We start from the raw sequence: 20,066 nt of genomic DNA on the forward strand, positions 1-20,066 counted from the left end.
CGTCAGCGCGCCGCCGCCGGCGCGGCGCCGAGCGACCGCAGCGCGCGGCAGATCGTCTCGTCGCGGCAGGGCCCCACCCGCCCCGCGTGCGCCGGCCAGGGCACCTCGCGCACGCGGTGCAGATCGCGCACGTCGGGGCCGCGCCACGGGCCGAGCGCCCGGTCCACGCGCGCCTCCCGCTCGTTCGTCGCCGGCAGCGAGAGCTGCACCTGCGGCACGATGCCGACCTTCTGCACCGGCGCGCCGTCCGGCAGCGCGTAGAGCAGCGTGGTGAGGCGCAGGACGCCGACGTGGGCGTCGTCGTCGAGGTACTCCTGGGCGCACCCCTTGCCGTAGGTGCGATCGCCGATGACCACGCCGCGCCGGTAGCTGCCGAGCGCGCCGGCGATCATCTCGGCCGCGCTCGCGGAGTCGCCGTCGACGAGCACCGCGAGCGGCCCGCTCCACCCGCGCTCCGTGGGCACGTCGGGCGAGCGCTCCACCTCGACGCCGCCGTCGCGGCGCCGCATCGGGAACAGCGGCACGCCCGGCAGGAACAGCCCCAGCGCGGCGATCGCCCCGTCGGTCGAGCCGCCGCCGTTCGCGCGCACGTCGAGCATCACGCCCCTCGTGTCGCCCTGCGCGCGCGCGCGGTGGAGCGCCGCCGCGACCCGGTCCCCGAGGTCGTCGGGGACGTCGGGGATGCTGATCACCGCGACCTTGCCGTCGCCGAACCGCACCAGATCGAGCGGCAGCTCCGCCGGCGCGGCCTCCGCGGGCTGCGGCCCGATCGGGTGCGGCGCCACGCTCAGCTCGAGCGGCGCCGCGGCGCCGCGCCGGAGCAGCGCCACGCGCGCGGTCGTCCCGGGGCGCACGTCGGCAAGCACGGCGAGCTGCTCGGCCTGCTCGACGCTCATCCCGGAGATCGGAAGATCCTGGATCCGGATCACCACGTCCCCGTCCGCGAGCGGCGCGAGCGCGCCGCGATCGATGCGCACCCCGATCGCGGTGCGCGTCATCTCCTGCCAGAGCCGGGCCGGCGGGTGCGCCTCGAGATCGAGGTCGTAGATGGAGACCTCCTCCTCGAGCGGCGCCCAGGCGCCGTGGGCGTCCAGCTGGGGCACGTAGGCGCGCACCGCGGCCGCGATCACCGTGCGCGCCCAGCCCTCGTCGCTCATCGAGGGCGCCGCGCGCTCGCGCACGGCGTCGGCGTAGCGGGCGAGCGGCTCCCCGAAGTGCGCGCGCAGCGCGCCGACCTCCCGGCCGAGCTCGCGCGCGAGATCCCGGGCGCTCCGCGTCACCTCGCCGTCCTCGAACGGCGCCGCGGAGATCAGCGCCCACGCCTCGGCGGCCGTCGCGGGCGGGCGGGCCAGCCCGCGGCGGAAGCCCTCGTCGAAGACCCCGTCGAGCTCGCGCGACCACCGGGACAGCTCCTGGCCCACGCGCAGCGCCGCCGAGCACGGCCCGCTGCCCACGGGCGCCTGCAGATCGGCGAGGAGCGCGGCGGCCTCCCGCCGCAGCGACGCCCCCACGGGCGCGTCGGGCGCGACCGACCACAGCCCGTGCGGATCGAGCCAGTCGGACGTCGCCTCGGCAAACTTTGCGGGATCGATGCGGAGCGGCGGGGCGGCCAGCGTGGTGCGGGCCTGGGCGACGATGGCGCGCGCCTGCTCGCAGCCGAGCGAGGTCGGCGCCCCGGTGGGCACCGCGATGCCGCGGTCGAGGGCGTTCGGGTCGCAGCCGACGCCGTCGATCTCCTCGTCGTCCGGCGCGAGGGCGTGGAGCAGGGGCCGCGAGAGCCCGCGCCGCGCCTTCGCCGCGGGCGTCTCCGCCTCGCGCGAGAGCAAGGCGAGCGTCGCCAGGCAGGCGGCGATGCACGCGACGGAGCTCGCGACGCGTGTCCTCACTGCTCTCCGGATATCACGACGCGGGCCGCGCGGGCAGGGGCGACCGCGGTCATCGGCGCGCGGGCCGCGCGGGCAGGGGCGACCGCGGTCATCGGCGCGCGCGTCGCGTGGGCAGGGGCGACCGCGGTCATCGGCGCGCGCGTCGCGCGGACGGCCCTGCGGGCGCTGCCCACGCCCTCCGCGCGGGCGGCCCGGTCCGCGCCCGAAACCTGGACGCAACATCCCGTTCTCATTCGCCGCTCGCGCGCCGTGGATCTGCGCTCAACGCCGCGCATCCGTGCTCCTCCGCTTTCCCGCAAAGCTTTCGCGTCCCTCCGGGGATCCGAACACGTTGCGCATTCCAGCGCAAAAAAAGGCGATTTCGTAGGGTTTATCCCGGCATCGCGCCTGCATCTGGCCTGGTGCCGCCCACCGGCTCGCAGGGTCTCTCGACCCGCGTCCTCCTTGATCGGCGCGCGGCGGAGAACAAAGAGACCATGAGCACCACCTGGGATCGTGCGGCATTCTCGGCTTATCGTACAGAGCTCGCGAACTACGCCACCCTGAGCCCGGAGGCCGAGCGGGAGCTCGCGCTCCGCTGGCGCGCTGGTGACCGGGACGCGGGCCGGCGCCTCATCGAGGCGTGCCTGCCGTTCGTCATGACGATCGCGCTCGAGTACCGCCGGTGGGGGCTCCCGATGGAGGACATCGTCCAGGAGGGGAACATCGGTCTCCTGAAGGCGGCGGAGCGCTTCGATCCGGACCGCGGCTGCCGCCTGGCGACCTACGCGGCCTACTGGATCCGGGCGGAGATCCGCGAGCACGTGGCGCGCGGGTACCGGATCGTGCGCCTCGGCTCGTCGAAGAGCGAGCGCCGCGCGCTGCGCATCTACCGCAAGACGCACGAGAAGGACCCGGCGGTGCTGGCGGAGCTGAGCGGCCTGTCGGAGGAGCGGGCGGCCGAGCTCTTGCCGCTGCTCATGGCGCGCGACGTGAGCCTGGAGCGCTCTCCGAGCGACGACGGCGTGGCCCCGATGGAGCGGCTCGCGTCGAGCTCGCACACGCCCGAGGAGGAGGCCTGCGCCGCCGACGAGCGCGAGCAGCTCTCGCGCGCGCTGCAGAAGGTCGTGAGCGAGCTGTCGCCCCGCGAGCGCCGCATCATGAGCCAGCGCTGGCTGACCGACAGCCCCGTGACGCTCGAGCAGCTCGGCGCCGACTTCGGCGTCAGCAAGGAGCGCGTGCGGCAGATCGAGGAGCGCGCGAAGAAGCGGATGCGCGCGCGCATCGAGGAGATCACCCGCGAGCCGATGGCCAAGAGCGCGTGATCCGGAGAGCGCGCGCTCGGGGTGGGCGGCGAGCGACGCCGCCTCCTCCAGAGCGCCGAGCGGCGCCCGCCCCACGGCCGGCGGGGCGGCGCGCTAGATCTCGATGACGGTGCCTTCGCGCGCGGCGATGGTGTTCGGGAAGAGCTCGCGGGCGCGCATTTCCTTCTCGCGCACCATCGCGTCGGTCTGGTTGGGGTCGTGGTGGTGCAGGACGAGCTGCTTGGCGCCCGCCGCCTTCGCGAGCTCGCAGCCCGCGACGAACGTGGCGTGACCCCAGCCCGTCTTCGGGCCGCCGCCCACCTCGCCCGCGTACTCCTCGGGCGTGTACATCGCGTCGAAGATCAGCACGTCGGCGCCCATCGCGAGCTTCTTCAGCTTCGGATCCACGATGGCGTAGTGCTCGGAGTCGGTGATGTACACGACGACCTTCCCCTCGTGCTCGACGCGGTACGCGTAGACGCCGTTCGGGTGGTTGCCGCGCGCGTTGGTCACGCGCACGTCGTCGTTCGGGCCGATCGTGACCACCTCGCCCTCGTAGAGATCGCGGAACGTCATCGCCGCGCCCATCTCCGTGAGGTGCACCGGGAAGCTCGGGTAGTCCATCTGCCCGGCGAGCGTCTCCTCGAGCGTCCGCGAGACGTTGAGGCCGCCGTAGAGATGGATCTTGTTCCCGCGCACGAACGCGGGCGTGAAGAACGGGAAGCCCTGGATGTGATCCCAGTGCACGTGACTGAAGAACATCCAGGCTTCGAAGGGCATCTCCTTGACCAGCTCCTGGCCGAGGAGACGGAGCCCCGTCCCGCCATCGAGGATGACCAGCGTCTCGCCGGCACGAATCTCGTAGCAGCTCGTGTTGCCGCCGACTTCGACCGTGCCTGCACCGGGCGTGGGGATGCTTCCGCGAACCCCCCACATCTTGATCCGCATCCTGCCTCGCTCGCTGAACCCCGCCCGTTTCAAGGTAGAGCTATTAGATTCCGAGCGCGGGCAGCGTCAAGCCGGCAGGTGCACCGGGAGCAAGGAAGGTCGCAGACGTGGAGACCTGGCCGGGGGAGCAGGGGCACGGCGCCAATGTAGTTGCAGGGTAGGCGGCAGCCCAGCGACGGGCCGCAAAAGCGCCAGGAAGCCGGCCACGTCTCGGCATGGAGCCCGCGGCGCGGGGGCTCGCAGGCGGGGCGGGGGAGGCCGCGGCGGCGGCGGCGCCGGGGGGAGGCCGCGGCGCGGGCGGCGGGGCGGGAGGCCGCGGCGGGGCGGGAGGCCGCGGCGGGGCGGGAGGCCGCGGCGGCGTCCTGGCGGCCGGAGGGCAGGGCACGCCCCGCGCAGCAGACGCGCGACGGCCACGGCCGATGGGCTATGGTCGGGCGCATGCCGCTCCACGCGGACGCCATCGTCGTCCTCGGCTGCAGGATGCTCCCGTCCGGGCGCCCGGCGGCCCCCGGCGCGCGCCGCGCGGCGCGCGCGGCGCAGGCCTACCGCGACGGCGTCGCGCCGTGGGTGATCGCCAGCGGCGGGCGGCGCTGGGGCGCGCAGATCGAGGCGCGCGTGCTCTCCGCCGAGCTGCTGCGCGCCGGCGTCCCGGCCCGCGCCATCCTGCAGGACCTCTGGTCGTTGACGACGCACGAGAACGCGATCTTCAGCGCGGCCCTCCTGCGCCGCATGGGCGCGCGGCGCGCGGCGATCGTCACCTGCCCCTGGCACATGGCGAGGGCTCTCCAGAACTTCCGCGAGGTCGGGATCGACGCCTGCGCGCTGCCATCGCCGCACGTGCGCGCTCCGATGGTTGCGCGCGCGTGGCTGCGCGGTCACGAGGTGGTCTCGATGTGGCTCGACGCGCGCGCGATGCGCCGCCGGCAGATCCTCTGCGAGAGCGCCGACTGGCTGCTCGACGGCGCGCGCCGGGGTGAGACGTGATCATGCCGAGAAGGCGACCCTCCCCGCTCCTCGCTCTGCTCCTCTCGCTCGCCGCCTGCACCGAGCAGCCCGCGCCCGGCCCCGCGCCGGACGCCGGGAGCTCCGCGGCGGCGCCGGCCCCGAGCGCCAGCGCGAAGGCGCGGCTCGACGCCCTCCTCGCCGCGGAGCAGCGCCGCGCCGCCCTGGAGGTGAGCGCCGCCGATCAGCAGAGCCGCGACGTCGACGTGCGGCGCGCCGCCGCGCGGGCGCTCGCGCGCATCGGCGGCGACGCGGCGCTGCCCGGGCTCGCGCGCGCGCTCGCCGACGAGGATGACGAGGTGGTCGCGTGGGCCGCCTACGGCCTCGGGTTCTCGTGCAAGGGCCACGAGGCGGAGACGGTCTCCGCGCTCGTCGCGCGCGCGCTCGCCGGCGACGCCCGCCCGGCTCAGGCGGCCGCGCCGGGCGCCGCCGCGTCGGCGAGCGGCGCCGCGTCCGCGAGCGCCGCGTCCGCGAGCGCCGCCGCGTCGGCGAGCGGCGCCGCGTCCGCGAACGCCGGCGCGTCCGCGAACGCCGGCGCGTCCGCGAGCGCCGGCGCGTCCGCGGGAGCGCCGCGGCTCGACGCGGGCGGCGCGCTCGCCCGGGCCATCGGGCGGTGCGGCGCCGAGGCGTCGGAGCCGACGCTCGTCGCGTGGCTCGAGGGGCCGCGCGAGCGCGCGATCCACGCGGCGTACGCGCTCGGGGATCTCGCCGCGAGCAAGCTCAAGCTGCGCGAGGAGACGCTCGTCGCGCTGCTCAACCTCGCCGCGGGCAGCGCGGCCAGCCCGCCGGTCCCGGAGGCGCTCTACCCGATCGGGCGGCTCGAGCACGTCCCGCTCACGGTCATCCCCCGCATCCGCGACGTCGCCGCCGCGCGGCTCGCGGAGGCGGGCGACGCGCGGCTCTTCGCGGTGCGCGCGCTCGGCCGGGCAGGGGAGGCGGCCGCCCCCGAGCTCGCGCGCGTGCTCGGCACGAAGGGCGTGTTCGCCCCGAGCGAGCGCGCCGAGGCCGCGCGCGCGCTCAAGCGGCTCGGCGCGCCCGGCCAGCGCGCCCTCGCCGACGCGCTCCCCGCGCTCGTCCCGAGCGCGGATCCCATCGCGCTCACCGGCCTCGTGGGCGAGGACCTCGGCGTGCTGCTCACCGCCCTCGACGCGCTCGGATCCGCGGGCGCCGCGCGCAAGCCGCTCCGCGAGCTCGCCGCCCTGCCGCCGCCGCCGAGCGCGCCCGCGGCGATCCTCCGCCGCCTCGCGTGGCTCCGCTGCGGCGCGGCCAAGCTCCTCGCCGGCGCGAACCACCGCGATCCGCTGCTCCTCGGCTGCGACGTCACGGCGCCGCCGGATCCGGGGAGCAAGCCGGACGCCGCCGCGCCGGTGCGCGGCTCGATCGGCGCCCGGGCGGTCGTCGAGGTGATCGGCCGCGAGGCGATCACGGGCGCGCGGCTCGCCGCGTACCGCGCCTACGCCGGGTCGGGCGATCTGCGCGCGCGGGAGGCCGCGATCGACCTCATCGCCTCGCACGAGGAGATCGACGGCGCGCCCGACCTGCTCGCGAAGGCGCTCGCCGCGGAGGAGCCGGGCCTCGTCGCCGCCGCGGCGGAGGTCATCGCGCGGCAGCCCCAGCGCGCGTCGGAGGCGCCGGCGCAGGGGAAGCGGAAGCGCAAGCGGCGGCTCGACGACAAGGGCGCGCCCGCCGCGGTCACGTCGCCCGCGATCGAGGGCGCGCTGCTCTCGCTCCTCGACCGCCCCGGCGTGCGCGACGATCCGGAGCTGATCGGCGCGGTCATCGACGCGGCGGGGGCGCTCTCGCTCAAGCAGGCCGAGGCGCGGCTCGAGGAGCTCTGCCGCTCGAGCTACCCCACGACGCGGGCGCGCGCGGGGACGGCGCTCGGCGTGCTCCGCGGCCGCAAGATCGCGTGCGACGCCGGGCCGCCGGGCGACGCCGGGCGGCCGGCCGCCGCGCCGCCGACCGGCGAGCTGCCGGCGGAGGCCGCCGCGCTCGCGCGCGCGCCGGCGGCGCTGACCTTCGACACGGACGCCGGCGAGCTCACGATGACGCTCGACCCCGCGCTCGCGCCCGTCGCGGTGACCCGCTTCGTGGATCTCGCGCGTTCCGGCTATTACGACGGCAAGATCGTTCACCGCGTGGTGCCGGGCTTCGTCACCCAGTTCGGCGCTCCGTTCGGCGACGGCGCCGGAGGTCCGCCCGGCAGGCCGGCGCTCCGCTGCGAGACGTCGCCGGTCCCGTTCGAGCCGCTGCGCGTCGGCGTGGCCCTCGCCGGCCGCGACACCGGATCGAGCCAGCTCTTCGTCATGCACGCGCGCGCGCCGCACCTCGACGGCCAGTACGCGGCGGTCGGCGTCGCCGCCGGGCCGTGGGCTGCGCTCGTGGACGGGGACGTCATCCGGAGCGTGAAGGTGCGCGACTGATCGCGCGCGGCGCGCGCCCCGCTCGCGACGCGCGACGACGCGACGAGCGGCGTGCGACGCGCGAGCAACGCAAACCGCTGGGGCTCGGCGGCGTCCCTCCATGTCAATTGACAAGCGCCCCCGACCGACGCTTTACAGTGTAGCGTGGTCATCGCCTCCTTCCTGGCCGTCGCGGTGCTCGTGTACACGTACTTCGGGTACCCGATCGTTATCGGCATCCTGGCGCGCCTCTGGCCCGCGCAGCGGAAGGATGACCCGAGCTACGTCCCCACGGTGACGGCGTGCATTCCCGTCTACAACGCGGCGTCGTATCTGCCGGCGAAGGTCGAGAGCCTCTTCGCGCTCGACTATCCCAGGGACAAGCTCGAGGTCCTGCTCTACTCGGACGGGTCGACCGACGACACGGTGCGCGTGGCCCAGCAGCTCTCGGAGCGCGACCCCCGGGTGAAGGTGATCGTCAGCGAGGCGCGGCGCGGCAAGCCGATCGGCGTGAACACGATGCTCGGGGTCGCGACGGGCGAGGTGCTGCTCATGACGGACGTCCGCCAGCCGCTCGTGCCCGGGGCGCTGCGCGCGCTCGTGCGGCTCCTGGCCGATCCCGGCGCGGGCTGCGTCTCCGGCAACCTGGTGCTGAAAGGCTCGGCGGGCTCGGGGGCGTACTGGCGTTACGAGAACTGGATCCGCCTCCAGGAGGGGCGGTTCAGGAGCATGGTCGGGGTGACCGGCCCCATCTACGCCATCCGCCGCGCCGACATGAGCCAGCTCCCGGAGGGCGTCATCCTCGACGACATGTGGGTGCCGATGCGGCTCCGGCTCGAGGGCCGCTCGATCCTCTTCGCAGAGGACGCGATCGCGTACGACGACGCCTTCGGCGACGAGCGCGAGTTCGGCCGCAAGGTGCGCACGCTGGCCGGCAACTACCAGCTCTTCTCGCTGCTCCCGGCGCTGCTCGTCCCGTTCCGGAACCCGTCCTGGTTCGAGATCTTCTCTCACAAGCTGCTTCGCCTCGTGTGCCCCTGGGCGCTCGTCGCGCTGCTGCTCACGTCGACGGCCGCCTGGGTCGGCGCCGAGGCGAGCGGCGACGCGTCGTGGACGCTCTACGCGGCGCGCGCGCTGTTCGGCGGCCAGGCGGCGTTCTACCTGCTCGCGGCGCTCGGGGGCGCCGCGGGCAAGCTCGGCGCGCTCGCGCGCACGTTCGTGGTCCTCAACGCGGCGGCCGTGGTCGGCCTCTGGCGCTTCGTCCGCGGCTCGCAGAAGGTCACCTGGTAGCGCGGGCGCGGGCTACGGCTCGAGCAGGCCCACGAGCTCGTGGGCGGCGCGGTGCGATCGCAGGAGGGCGAGCGACGACGGGAGCAGCCGCCCCAGCCCCTCGTGCGGCGGCGCCTGGAACCTGACCGGCGCCGGGAGGACGTCGAGGCCCGCGCGCTCGAACATGCGGAGCGAGCGCGGCATGTGGAGCGCGCTCGTCACGAGCACCACGGCGTCGGGCGAGAGGCTGCGCGCGATCCGGGCGGAGTGGAGCGCGTTCTCCCGGGTGTCGCGCGACTCGGTCTCCAGGATGATCTTCTTCCTCGGCACGCCCAGCTCGACGAGCAGGTCGGCCATCGCGCCGGCGAGCTCGGTGGGCGCGCGCCGCAGGTCCCGCCCCGAGACGATGACGTGGCCGAAGCCGTAGGTGCGGTAGACCCGCGCGGCGCCGAGGCCGCGCTCGATGCCGTCCGCCGTCTGCCGTTCCAGGGCGGGCGTGCCGAACTCGTCGGCGTCGATCCCGGCGGTGAGGACGATCAGGACCCGCCGCTCGGGCGAGCTCTGGGCGAGCTCCGGCCGCAGGTCCCGCGGCGCCGTGCTCATCCGGCGCGAGATCGCGCTGGAGACCGCGGGCAACGAGAGGAGCCACAGCGCGAGCCAGGCGCTCCACGCGAGCGCCCGCCCGACCTTCGACCAGCGCGCGCGGTACGGAAAGCCGCCGCCGGAGAGCGCGAGGCCGATGCCCCCGACGACGAGGAGCACGAGGAGCGGATCGACGAGGCGGGAGATGGACACGGCGAGGCTCGCCGAGGAGGCGCTCGGCGCTTTATCTATGCTGTCGTCGGGGGGCGAGGCGAGCGAAAAGGGCGCGCCGCGAAGGTGGGGGACGGGCGCGCGCGACGCGCCCGCCCCGGCGCTGCTGCTCGCGACGGACGGCGCTCAGCGCCGCCGGTGCGCGCGCCGCCGCCGGGCTGCGGCGGAGGCGAGGGCGAGCCCGGCGAGGCCCGCGGGGAGCCACCCGCCGTGGCCGCCCTCGGGCGTCCGGCAACCGCACCCGCCCGCCTCGCGGGCGCCGTCCGGGCCGCCGCTGCCGGTCGAGCTGTCGCCGCCGCCGCCGCTGGCGTCCCCGCCGCCGCTCGCGTCGCCGCCGCCGGTGTTGTCGGGCGCCTCCCCCAGATCGATCGACGCGTCGGCGCTCGCGACGAGGATCGGCGGCGCCTCGCCGGTCTCCTCGTAGATGGCGTGGAGCCGCTCTCCCAGGTCGTCCGTGACGTTCTCGGAGCGCAGGAACTCGATGTACTCCTTCGTCATCGACTGGTAGTAGACGCGCGCCGAGAGCGTCTGGGCGCCGAAGGCGCCGGCGGGGACGGTGAGCGTGAAGCGCGCCTCGTCGTAGTTGCGGTATCCGCCGTTCCCGTCGCCGAAGTCGATCTCCGGCGTCGGTTGGGTCTTCTGCGACGGCACGAAGCCCTTCGGCGGGATGCGGGTGTCGGAGATGATCATGTCGTGGAGCGCGAGGTGCTCCTCTTTCTCCCCCGCGCCCGCGTCGCCGTCCCAGCGCCCGTGCACGGCCCGGTACTCGTGGGTGGGCGGCTCGTGCTGGATCTCGCCGGTGTCCGCGTCGTAGCCGCCGAGCAGCGGCCGCTCGACGCCGTCCTCGCCGACGAGGAACACGGCGATCCAGGCGCGCCGGCTCTCGGCGTAGCCGGTCGGGAACTTGTGGCCGGTGAGGTTCTCGACGCGGACGGCGACGGTGATCTCGTCGCCGGGCCTCGCTTCCCCGGGGGCCTCGACGAGCGTGACCGAGGCGGCCGACGCGAGGCTCTCGAGGGTCCGGTCGAGCGCGAGCTGGAAGGACGCTTCGCGCTCCGCGACGTACTCCTTCTCGGCCGCCATGACCGCCTGGATGCCCCAGTGGTTGCCGCCGACGATGACGTGGTCGCGCGGATCGGTGCGGAGCGGGCCGAGATCGGCCACGGCCAGCTCCCCGGTCTTCCTCTTCATGTGGCAGTCGACGCAGCTCCGAGGGTCCGCGCCGCCGTCGCGGAAGTCGCTGGAGGCCCACTCCTCGAAGGTCGTATCGAGCGGAAACTCGATCGTCGTCTCGGTGCCGTCCGCGTTCCTGAGCATGACCTCCGGGTTCGTGACCTGGTGGCATTGCCCGCAGAACTGCGAGCCGGCGAGCATGGGGTCCCGCTCGCCGACGTGGGAGTTCGACTCCACGTTCTCGTAGGGCCCGTACATCACGGGCGTGCTGGTGAACCCGGCGGCCTCCGGCGTGGTGTCGAACACGAGCTGCGCGTTGCCGAGGTGGTACGACGGCTTATCGTCCTCGCCGAGGGTCGGCTTCGCGCGGTGGCACACGTTGCAGCTGACGCCCTGGCCATCGACGATCTTCCCGTCGGACGCGGCGTTCGGGTCGAGCCCGGAGCCGTCCGGCGGCGTCGCCCTCCCGTTCACGAAGCCGACCGGCGTGTGGCAGCGCAAGCAGAACGTGCCGATCCCCGGCACGTCCTGGTTGGCGATCGTGAGCGACGCCTTGAAGACCGGATCGCGCCACGCGTTGGCCATCATGGTGCCTGCCCACGTGTCCGTGGGCATGTAATCCAGCGGGTCCTGGCCTTCCGCGCGGTGGCATCCAGCGCAGCGCTCGGCGGTGCCGAGGTTGTTCGGCTGCGGCATCGCGCCCGCCTTGGTCCCCTGGAGATCATCGATTCCGGCTGCTGCTCCGCCGCTCAGCAGCCCGAGCGCGAGCACCCAACCAACCCCCAACATCGACTTCTTCTGCATAGCGCGGATCCAGATCTGGCAAGCTGCTCTTCGGACAGCGTGAACCGACGATGAACGGCGTGATGGCCTCGCGGCGCGGGACGACCTATTCCGGATCGATCCGGAAGATCTTGCCGCCGTAAGAGACGATGTAGAGCTCGCCCGCGGCGTCCTCGCCGAACGAGGCGAGGCCCTCGATGGTGCTCACGGAGTTGAGGTCCTGGCTGAGCTGGGTGCCGAGATCGGTCGGGCTCGAGGGCGTGGCGACGCCGTCCCGCCAGGTGAACATCCACACCCGGTCCGACGCGAAGTCCCCGTACAGGTACTTGCCCCGGAGCGCCGGGATCTTGCTGCCGCGGTAGACGTAGCCGCCGGTGACCGAGCCGTCGCCGTTGTCGTGATCATAGCGCTTGACGGGCGGCGTGATCATCGGCGAGGTGCACGGAATTCCCTGGTCGCTCTGGAGGCAGACGTCTCCCTCGGTGACGCTCCAACCGAAGTTCTTGTGGCCCTCGCCGCGCGGCTGGACGTTGATCTCCTCGAACAGGCGGCCGCCGACGTCTCCGATGTAGAGATCGCCCCGGCAGCGGTCGAAGCTGAAGCGCCACGGGTTGCGCAGCCCGTAATTCCACACGAACGGGTCTCCGCCGGCGACGTTGCCGGCCGGCGGCGTCGGGTGGTTGTCGACGTCGACGCGGAGGATCTTCGCGTACTTCACCTCGATGTTCTGCCCGTTGTTGTCCGGGTCCGGATTCGAGGTGTCGCCGCCGCCGTCGCCGACGCCCACGTAGAGCATTCCATCGGGACCGAACGCGAGCATCCCGCCGTTGTGGTTGCCGACCAGCACCGGGAACGAGAAGAGCTCGCGGACCTGCGCCGCGTCCGCCTGGTCCGGATTGGACGCCGAACGCTTGAACTCGCGGAGGGCCAGCGTCCTCGACCTCGTGTTGTGGTAGACGAAGAACCGCCCGTTGGTCGCGTAGTCAGGGTGGAACGCGAGCCCGAGGAGACCTCGCTCATCCTCGTCGTACTGGATCTGCTGGACCTGCGCGGTGATATCGAGGAACGGGGTGCTCTGCACCACGCCTCCGCTGATGATCCGGATGGTCCCGCCCTGCTCCACCACGTAAAGCCGGCTGGCATCTTCGGGCTCGCTCGTCACGAACACGGGACTACGCAGGCCGCTCGCCACCTCGGTGAGCTTGAGCGGCGGCACGGTCCCGCCCGGCTCGTCGCACTCGATCGTCCCACTCCCGCCCGCGCCGGTTCCGGTCGTCGCGCCGGCGCCCGACCCCCCCGTCCCGCTCGTCGTCGCCGCCGGACCGCCTCCGCTGCCCGTCGCGGAAGCGTCCGTGCCCGTCGTGGCGCCCGTGCCCGAGCCCGTGCCCGAGCCCGGCCCCGAGCCCGGCCCCGTGGTGGCGCCGCCGCCCGTGCCGGTTCCGCCAGGACCGGCCCCTCCGCTGCCCCCTGATCCGCTATTTTCATCGCTCCCGCACCCATTCAAGGTGAAGCTCAGACCGACGACGGCGGCCGCGATGGGCATGAAAGACAAAAGGAAACGCTTCTGGTCCATCATGCCGTAGGAGACTATCCGAACAACGCGCCCATTGGTATAAATTTCCACCTCATGGCGCCGCATCTCGCACGTCGCACGTCGCGATTCCGCATCCACCCGGGAACGGTGAACGCAACTACAATGCAAGACGCTTCCCTACTGCTGCTCGAAATCCTGTCACGCCGGATTCCGTCTGCGGCCGGCTCCTGGCGAAAACGCGTCGAGCAGGTGACCGGGATTGGTGCGCGCGCCCGGCTCGTGCGCGAGGCGCCTGGTGCGGTGGCCGGCGAGACGTCCACCTGGTTCGATCGCGACCAGTTCCTGTCGACGTTCACCGCCGCTGCGCGCGCGCTCGGCAAGGCGCCGCTCGCGCTTCAGGCAGACGAGCGCGACGCGCTGGAAGCGGCGTTGGGGTCCAGGGCGGCGGAGGACTGGCGGCTGGACGAGCTGGGCCGGGTGACCCTGCTCGCGCTCGTGTCGAGGCGCCTGCCCGAAATCGAGGTCGAGTCGCTGCTCTGGACTTGCTATCAGCAGGGCGATAGCCGGGAACGGCAAGCGCTCCTGCGGGCCCTGCCGTTCGTGACCGGCGCGGAGCGCTCTCTGCCGCTCGCGGTCGACGCGTGCCGCACGAACGAGCTGCCCGTGTTCGAGGCGATCGCCTGCGAGAACCGTTACCCGGCGGCGTATTTTCCGGACCTCAATTTCAACCAGATGGTCCTCAAGGCCATGTTCATGGGCGTCGCGCTCGCGCGGATCGTCGGGCTGGAGCGGCGGCGAACGAGCGAGCTCGCCAGGATGGCAGAGGACTTCGCGAGCGAGCGGAGGGCGGCCGGCCGGAGCGTCCCGGCGGACATCGGCCTGCTCACGCCGAAGCACGAGCACGAGCACGAGCGCGCGACGCGCATCCCCGAGTGAAGCACGCGAGGCGGAGGGACAAGTGAAGCTATTCGATCCCCATATCCACATGACATCGCGGACCACGGACGACTACCAGGCGATGGCCGACGCCGGCATCGCCGCCGTCCTCGAGCCCGCGTTCTGGCTCGGTCAGCCGAGGACGCACGTCGGCACGTTCGAGGACTATTTCGCGTCCCTGCTCGGCTGGGAGCGCTTCCGGGCCAGCCAGTTCGGCGTCCGCCACCTCTGCACGCTGGCGCTCAACCCCAAGGAGGCCAACAACCCGCGCGTCGCGCAGGGCGTCATCGATCTCTTGCCGCGCTACCTCGACAAGGAGGGCGTGGTCGCGGTCGGCGAGATCGGGTTCGACGACATGACGCCCGAGGAAGAGAAGTACTTCGCCCTGCAGGTCGAGCTCGCGCGCGCGCACGATCTTCCCATCCTCGTGCACACGCCTCACCGCGACAAGAAGCGGGGGACCGAGCGGACGCTCGCCCTGGTGCGGGAGCTCAAGTTCCCGGAAGAGCGCGTGCTCGTCGATCACAACAACGAGGAGACGCTGCCGCTCGTGCTCGCGACCGGCTGCTGGGCCGGCCACTCGATCTATCCGAACACGAAGATGGACGAGGACCGGATGGTCGCGCTGGTCAAGAAATACGGCGCGGAGCGGATCCTGATCAACAGCGCGGCGGACTGGGGCGTGAGCGATCCCCTGAAGGTGCCGAAGACGGCGGCGCGGATGCGCGAGAACGGGATCGCGGACGAGGTGATCCAGCGGATCGTCTGGAAGAACCCGCTCGCCTTCTTCGCCCAGAGCGGCCGGCTCGATCTCGCGGAGTTCGGAGAGGCGCCCGCCGTGGACCAGCGCGCGCTGTTCGAGGGCAACTCGGTCCTACGCGGGCAAACCCCTGTCGTGCAGGGCTGACCGAGCGCGCCCATGCACCGCACCGTCGTCCTCAACGTCGTCGGGCTCACCGGCGATCTCCTCGGCGACGCCACGCCGAACCTGCAGCGGCTCGCGCGCGAAGGGGCGATGCGCCCGCTGGAGACCGTGCTGCCCGCGGTCACGTGCGCGGTCCAGTCGACCTTCACGACAGGCCTCCTCCCGCGCGGGCACGGCTGCGTCGCCAACGGCTGGTACTTCCGCGACATCGCCGAGGTGAACCTGTGGCGCCAGGCGAACCAGCTCGTGGCGGGGGAGAAGATCTGGGAGGCGGCGCGCCGCCGCGATCCGACCTTCACCTGCGCCAAGCTGTTCTGGTGGTACAACATGTACAGCTCGGCCGACTACGCGGTGACGCCGAGGCCGATCTACTGGGCGGACGGGCTCAAGCTGCCGGACATCTACACCGAGCCGGCGTCGCTGCGCGATGAGCTCGTCTTCCGGCTGGGCGAGTTTCCGCTCTTCAACTTCTGGGGCCCGAACGCGGATATCCGGTCGACGGCGTGGATCGCGCGGTGCGCGCGCCACGTGTACGACACGCGGCGGCCGACGCTGACGCTCGTCTATCTCCCGCACCTCGATTACAACCTCCAGCGGCTCGGGCCGGACGATCCCGCCATCCAGGACGATCTACGCGCCGTGGACGCCGTCTGCGGCGAGCTGATCGACCACGTGCGCAAGGACGGCGCGCGGGTGATCGTCCTGTCCGAATACGGCATCACGCGGGTGTCCGGGGTCGTGCACATCAACCGGGCGCTCCGGGAGCAGGGCCTCGTGCGCGTCCGGGTCGAGCGCGGGCTCGAGAAGCTCGACGCCGGCGCGTCCGAGGCGTTCGCGGTGGCGGACCACCAGGTCGCGCACGTCTACGTGCGCCGCCCGGAGCGCGTCGCCGAGGTGAAGGCGCTGCTCGAGGCGCTGCCCGGCGTGGACGTCGTCCTCGACGAGGAGGGCAAGCGCGCCGCCGGCCTGGATCATCCGAGGTCCGGCGAGCTCGTCGCCGTCTCACGCGAGGATCGATGGTTCAGCTACTACTACTGGCTCGATGACGAGAAGGCGCCCGAGTACGCGAGGACCGTCGATATCCACCGCAAGCCCGGCTACGACCCCGTCGAGCTGTTCGCCGATCCCGCGCTGCGCGCCCTGCCGGCCAGCGTCGCGTGGAGGCTGCTCAAGAAGAAGCTCGGGTTCCGGTACCTGATGGATGTGATCCCGCTCGACGCCGGGCTCGTCCGGGGATCGCACGGGCGGCTGCTCGAGGGGCCCGGGCGGGGACCCCTGCTCATGTCCAGCTGCGGTTCGCTGCCGCCGGGGGAGAGCGTCCACGCCACCGACGTCGGCAAGGTCGTCTTGAGCCACCTGTTCGATTGATCGGCGGGGCGGGGGGCCCTCGCCCCCCGCTGCCTCACGTCCCCCGCACCACCCGCTGCATCGCCAGCGTCAGCGGGAATCCCAGCAGCGACAGCGCCGCCGCGCCGCCGGCGCCCGGCGCCCCGGTCCGCGCGATGAGCACCGCGTCGAGCAGCGATATCCCGGCGATGAGCGTCACCACGGCGCGCGGGATCCGGTCCCTCCGCGTCCCCCGCAAGAGCCTCACCGCGTGGATCACGCAGCCCGCGAGCGCGCCGTACGCGATCGTCCCCACGAGCCCCGTGAGCGGCGCCCCGAGCGAGTAGAGGAACGGCACCGCCATGAAGCCGAGCGCCCACAGGCTGCGCACGGCCAGCAAGTTCTCCTGCTTCGCGATCGCCGTCAGCCCGATCAGGTAGAAGAGCAGCGCCATCCCCCCGCCGAGCACCGCGCTCCCGAGCTGCCCCCCCGCCGCGAGCGCCGCCGTCCCGTAGACCAGCACGCGGCACAGCCCCATGAGCGCCGGGCTCAGCGGGTTCCCCTTGTGCCAGGCGTCGTACAGCACGATCGCCCCCGCGAGCAGCGCGCTCGCCACGGCCGGCGCCGCGCCCCGGCCCGCGAGGTGCGCGTGGCCGCCCACGAGCAGCACCCCCGCGCCGAGCAGGCCGTACCCCACCGCGAACACCTCGCGGGCGCTCACCAGGCCGGACGGGATCGGCCGCTCGGGCCGCTCGCGCGCGTCGATCTCCCGATCGAACGCGTCGTTCAGGAACATGCCGCCCACGTACATCAGCGACACCGCGAACCCCACCAGCGCCACCTCGGGCGCCCGCACCCCGGCCCCGGACAGCGCCATGCCGCACAGCACGTTCGTCCAGACCGTCGGCAAGTTCGAGACGCGGCCAAGCCGCAGATACACCCGCGCGCGTGAGCTCATCGTCACACCCTCTCTCCGCTGCCGGCGCCGAGGACGCCGTCATCGCCGGCTCCGGCTCCGGCGCCGCCGCTCCCTTCCGCCACCATCCGCTCCTCCACCCAGCGGAGCTCCCGCGCCACCGCCTCGACCACGCCGCCGCGCCGCTGATCCTCCGGCAGGACATCCCAGGTATAGGTCTCCACCTCGAGGTGCTGCGTCGCGGGCACCTCCCCGAGGTGCGACAGCAGCGCCGCGAGGTCGGGCTGCGTCGTCGCGAGCGCGCCCTCGAACCCCCGGAAGATCGGCATGTGGAAGTGGATGCGCCACTCCTCCGGCCGCGCCTCCGGCGGCGCCGCGCCGGCGCCCTCGAGCGCGGACAGCGCCTCGGGCAGATCCAGGTAGCGGACGAGCTCGCCCCCGGCCGCGCCGCCGCGGCGCTCGACCACCTGGTGCAGGTAGACGACGTCCTCCGCGTACGCGCGCAGCCGCGCCATCGTCGCCGGATCGCGCTCCGCCACGCGCGCGCGCAGCCCGGCGCTGATCTGCACCTTGTGCACGCCGACGCCCGCCGCGCGGAGCGCCGCGAGCGACGCCGGCGCGTCCTCGAACTCGACCGCCATGTGGCACGCGTCGAAGCAGAGGCCGAGGTGCTCGCGGAGCGCCTCCTCCGCGGCCGAGAGGCTCATCCCGGAGAGCGCCGCGAGCTCCCGCGCCCGCTCCCGCGCGAACACGTGCTCGGTGAAGAAGCCGATCGCCTCGGGCGTCGTCTCGAGGAAGCAGCGCGGCTCCGGCTCGAGCGCCAGCGCGACGCGCTTGCCCGTGCGGCGGCGGATCTCGACGAGGTGCGCCGCGTGCTGGACCAGCCGCCGCGCCATCGCCTCCGCGTCGTCCCGCCCGCGCACCCGCGGCCGGAACGCGCCGGGCACGGTGCTGACGCTGCCCATCAGGCCCTCCTCGGCCGGCAAGAGCGCGGCGAGGAGCGTCGCCAGGAGATCGCTGTACGCGAGGCGCTCGTCGGAGAGCCAGTCCGGCAGGTACACGCGCTCCTTCACGGGCCCGCCGTGGAAGCGGCCGTAAGGGAACCCGTTCAGCGTGAACACGTAGAGCCCGTTCCGCTCGAGAAAGTCGCGGAACGCCTCGAGCTCCGCCGGCGCCGCGAGCTCCGCCGCCGCCCGCGCCGAGAGCCGCAGACCCACACCGTAGCGGCGGCGCTCGGCGGTCCCCGCGCGCTCCGCGCCTCTGCCCTCCGGCGCGCCCTCCCGCCCTCGCGCCGCGCGCGACCAGATCTCGAGCAGGTGCGTCTCCAGGCTCCGCTTCACCTCGGGCCACGTCTCGCCCGGGTGGATGTTCGTGCAGTAGGTGAGGTGCGGCGCCCCCGCGCACGCGAGCCTCACGACCGCGCCGCCCCGGCCGCGCCGGCCGCCGTGAGCGCGCCCCGCCGCCCGGCGCGCTCGCGGAGCCGCGCGATCGCCGCGACGATGTGCCGCTCGTCCATCGCGTGCACCTCGCGCGCGCGCCCCACGTCCTCGAGGAGCGTCACCGTGAGCTCGCCGCCGAGGTGCTCGCGGAACTCGTCCAGCCCATCGAGCACGCAGAGCCGCTCGCCCCGCTCGCCGCCCGGCCGGGCGAGCGCCAGCGCGTCGTCCCACAGCGCGAAGCCGAGCGCCTCGAGCGTCGAGACCACCGCGGCCGACGTCGCCTCGCCGCAGAGGCCGGCGAGCTCCGCGTACAGCGTGTCGATCGCGATGCCGATGGCGACCGCCTCGCCGTGACGGAGCCGGTGCCTCGTGAGCGACTCGAGCTTGTGCGCGGCCCAGTGCCCGAAATCGAGCGGCCGCGCGCTCCCGAGCTCGAACGGATCGCCCGCGGTCGCGATGTGCTGGAGGTGGATCTCCGCCGAGCGGCGCACGAGCTCCGCGAGCGGCGCGAGCGCGCCCGACGCGAGCGCGGGGGCGTGCTCCGACAGCCACGAGAACAGCCGCGCGTCCCGGATCAGCGCGACCTTCACCGCCTCGGCCATCCCGGCCACCTTGTCGCGCAGGGGCAGCGTCTCCAGGAAGCGCGGGTCGATCATCACCGCGAACGGCGGGGCGAACGTGCCGAGCAGGTTCTTCTTCCCGAACGCGTTGACGCCGTTCTTCACGCCGACGCCGGAGTCGGCCTGCGCGAGCACCGTGGTCGGGACGCGCACGACCCGCACGCCGCGGTGCACCGTCGCCGCCGCGTAGCCGGCCATGTCGAGCACCGCGCCCCCGCCGACGATCATCACGAACGACTGCCGATCCATCCCGAGCGCGTCGAGCCTCGCCTGCAGCGCCGCCGTCGCCGCGGCGTCGTTCTTCGCCGCCTCGCCGCCGGGCACCACGATCGGATCGGCCGCGAGCGCGAGCCTGTCCGCGTGCGCGCCCACGTACCGCGCGATGTCCTCCGCGAGCGACGGCCACGCCGCGGCGACGCCGCCGTCGATCACCGGCAGCACGCGGTGGCGCCGGCGCGGCTCCTTCGAGGCGATGGCGGACGCGAGATCGCCGTTGCTCGGCGAAAAGACGCCGTCCGTGAGGTAGACGGGGTACTCGAAGGGGACGGCGATCCGTTGGACGTGAAGCAGCATCAGAGCCGAGCTTTGAGAGCGGCCATCGGGCCGTCAAGCTCGTTCCGCGCGAGGATCCCGCGCCCTGCCGCAGGATGAAAACTTCCCCTTGGCGGCGGACGGCCTTCCTGCAATGCTGGCCCCGCTCGTGAGCTGCGCGGCCCTACGGCCGCGATCGCCTCGTGATCGCAACCCTGTACTGCCTGACATCCTCCTCAATGCAGACGCCCATGGAAGGCACAACCCGTCCCACGAAACG

General features: G+C 73.5%; 15 protein-coding genes. 7 read left to right on the forward strand and 8 right to left on the reverse strand.

Going from position 1 to position 20,066, the window contains the following annotated elements:
• Window positions 1–2: 2 nt before the first annotated feature.
• Complete coding sequence (locus WMF33_RS06375) at window positions 3–1,886, reverse strand: S41 family peptidase (RefSeq protein ID WP_437336296.1); 1,884 nt, start codon at window positions 1,884–1,886, stop codon at window positions 3–5.
• 476 nt (window positions 1,887–2,362) lie between these two features.
• Here WMF33_RS06375 and WMF33_RS06380 point away from each other — a divergent pair, with 476 nt between their 5' ends.
• Window positions 2,363–3,190, forward strand: coding sequence for a sigma-70 family RNA polymerase sigma factor (locus tag WMF33_RS06380; RefSeq protein ID WP_061621450.1), 828 nt, complete (start codon window positions 2,363–2,365; stop codon window positions 3,188–3,190).
• A gap of 93 nt (window positions 3,191–3,283) precedes the next feature.
• Here the strand turns inward: WMF33_RS06380 and WMF33_RS06385 are convergent, their stop codons facing one another.
• Window positions 3,284–4,117 carry an MBL fold metallo-hydrolase gene (locus WMF33_RS06385; protein ID WP_020733205.1) on the reverse strand — a complete coding sequence of 278 codons (834 nt, stop codon included), beginning with the start codon at window positions 4,115–4,117 and terminating at the stop codon, window positions 3,284–3,286.
• Window positions 4,118–4,555: 438 nt separating this feature from the next.
• On the opposite strand from WMF33_RS06385, the gene WMF33_RS06390 reads away from it, so the two are divergent.
• The 3 genes from WMF33_RS06390 (at window position 4,556) to WMF33_RS06400 (ending at window position 8,811) form a co-directional block, all read left to right on the forward strand.
• The gene (locus tag WMF33_RS06390; RefSeq protein WP_437336297.1) at window positions 4,556–5,101 is read left to right on the forward strand and encodes a YdcF family protein; all 546 of its coding nucleotides are present in this window, start codon (window positions 4,556–4,558) and stop codon (window positions 5,099–5,101) included.
• Window positions 5,102–5,103: 2 nt separating this feature from the next.
• Window positions 5,104–7,542 (forward strand): peptidylprolyl isomerase, encoded by a 2,439-nt coding sequence (locus WMF33_RS06395; protein ID WP_437336298.1) that lies wholly within the window; start codon window positions 5,104–5,106, stop codon window positions 7,540–7,542.
• Between the two features lie 144 nt (window positions 7,543–7,686).
• Entirely contained in the window at window positions 7,687–8,811 is a 1,125-nt protein-coding gene (locus tag WMF33_RS06400; protein ID WP_437336299.1) for a glycosyltransferase family 2 protein, read from the forward strand.
• Between the two features lie 12 nt (window positions 8,812–8,823).
• On the opposite strand, the gene WMF33_RS06405 is transcribed toward WMF33_RS06400, so the two are convergent.
• The 3 genes from WMF33_RS06405 to WMF33_RS06415 all read right to left on the reverse strand — a co-directional run bounded on the left by WMF33_RS06405 (window position 8,824) and on the right by WMF33_RS06415 (window position 12,775).
• Window positions 8,824–9,585 (reverse strand): YdcF family protein, encoded by a 762-nt coding sequence (locus tag WMF33_RS06405; RefSeq protein ID WP_437336300.1) that lies wholly within the window; start codon window positions 9,583–9,585, stop codon window positions 8,824–8,826.
• 144 nt (window positions 9,586–9,729) lie between these two features.
• Window positions 9,730–11,565 carry an MYXO-CTERM sorting domain-containing protein gene (locus WMF33_RS06410; protein ID WP_437336301.1) on the reverse strand — a complete coding sequence of 612 codons (1,836 nt, stop codon included), beginning with the start codon at window positions 11,563–11,565 and terminating at the stop codon, window positions 9,730–9,732.
• Window positions 11,566–11,665: 100 nt separating this feature from the next.
• Window positions 11,666–12,775: a PQQ-dependent sugar dehydrogenase gene (locus WMF33_RS06415; RefSeq protein WP_437336302.1), complete on the reverse strand. Its 1,110-nt coding sequence runs from the start codon at window positions 12,773–12,775 to the stop codon at window positions 11,666–11,668.
• Between the two features lie 411 nt (window positions 12,776–13,186).
• On the opposite strand from WMF33_RS06415, the gene WMF33_RS06420 reads away from it, so the two are divergent.
• Genes WMF33_RS06420 through WMF33_RS06430 form a run of 3 tightly spaced genes read left to right on the forward strand, consistent with a single transcriptional unit; the run spans window position 13,187 to window position 16,322 of the window.
• Complete coding sequence (locus tag WMF33_RS06420) at window positions 13,187–14,029, forward strand: EboA domain-containing protein (RefSeq protein WP_437336303.1); 843 nt, start codon at window positions 13,187–13,189, stop codon at window positions 14,027–14,029.
• Between the two features lie 22 nt (window positions 14,030–14,051).
• Window positions 14,052–14,936, forward strand: coding sequence for a TatD family hydrolase (locus WMF33_RS06425; protein ID WP_437318375.1), 885 nt, complete (start codon window positions 14,052–14,054; stop codon window positions 14,934–14,936).
• Window positions 14,937–14,948: 12 nt separating this feature from the next.
• On the forward strand, window positions 14,949–16,322 hold the full coding sequence (locus WMF33_RS06430) for an alkaline phosphatase family protein (RefSeq protein ID WP_437336304.1): 1,374 nt from the start codon (window positions 14,949–14,951) through the stop codon (window positions 16,320–16,322).
• Window positions 16,323–16,356: 34 nt separating this feature from the next.
• Here the strand turns inward: WMF33_RS06430 and WMF33_RS06435 are convergent, their stop codons facing one another.
• Genes WMF33_RS06435 through WMF33_RS06445 form a run of 3 tightly spaced genes read right to left on the reverse strand, consistent with a single transcriptional unit; the run spans window position 16,357 to window position 19,828 of the window.
• The gene (locus WMF33_RS06435; protein ID WP_437336305.1) at window positions 16,357–17,238 is read right to left on the reverse strand and encodes a UbiA family prenyltransferase; all 882 of its coding nucleotides are present in this window, start codon (window positions 17,236–17,238) and stop codon (window positions 16,357–16,359) included.
• A 2-nt stretch (window positions 17,239–17,240) separates the two neighbouring features.
• Window positions 17,241–18,611, reverse strand: coding sequence for a metabolite traffic protein EboE (eboE, locus tag WMF33_RS06440; protein WP_437336306.1), 1,371 nt, complete (start codon window positions 18,609–18,611; stop codon window positions 17,241–17,243).
• Window positions 18,608–19,828, reverse strand: a complete 1,221-nt coding sequence (locus WMF33_RS06445; RefSeq protein ID WP_437336307.1) for a 3-dehydroquinate synthase — start codon at window positions 19,826–19,828, stop codon at window positions 18,608–18,610. Before WMF33_RS06445 ends, eboE begins: the two co-directional genes overlap by 4 nt.
• Window positions 19,829–20,066: the final 238 nt, after the last annotated feature.

Source organism: Sorangium sp. So ce394, assembly GCF_051474665.1.
Classification (GTDB): Bacteria; Myxococcota_A; Polyangia; order Polyangiales; family Polyangiaceae; genus Sorangium; species Sorangium cellulosum_D.

Coding starts and splice junctions, on each gene's coding strand:
- WMF33_RS06410 (WP_437336301.1), bottom strand. CDS start 11,565: ATGTTGGGGGTTGGTTGGGTGCTCGCGCTCGGGCTGCTGAGCGGCGGA.
- WMF33_RS06380 (WP_061621450.1), top strand. CDS start 2,363: ATGAGCACCACCTGGGATCGTGCGGCATTCTCGGCTTATCGTACAGAG.
- WMF33_RS06420 (WP_437336303.1), top strand. CDS start 13,187: ATGGCGCCGCATCTCGCACGTCGCACGTCGCGATTCCGCATCCACCCG.
- WMF33_RS06385 (WP_020733205.1), bottom strand. CDS start 4,117: ATGCGGATCAAGATGTGGGGGGTTCGCGGAAGCATCCCCACGCCCGGT.
- WMF33_RS06390 (WP_437336297.1), top strand. CDS start 4,556: ATGCCGCTCCACGCGGACGCCATCGTCGTCCTCGGCTGCAGGATGCTC.
- WMF33_RS06435 (WP_437336305.1), bottom strand. CDS start 17,238: ATGAGCTCACGCGCGCGGGTGTATCTGCGGCTTGGCCGCGTCTCGAAC.
- WMF33_RS06395 (WP_437336298.1), top strand. CDS start 5,104: ATGCCGAGAAGGCGACCCTCCCCGCTCCTCGCTCTGCTCCTCTCGCTC.
- WMF33_RS06445 (WP_437336307.1), bottom strand. CDS start 19,828: ATGCTGCTTCACGTCCAACGGATCGCCGTCCCCTTCGAGTACCCCGTC.
- WMF33_RS06430 (WP_437336304.1), top strand. CDS start 14,949: ATGCACCGCACCGTCGTCCTCAACGTCGTCGGGCTCACCGGCGATCTC.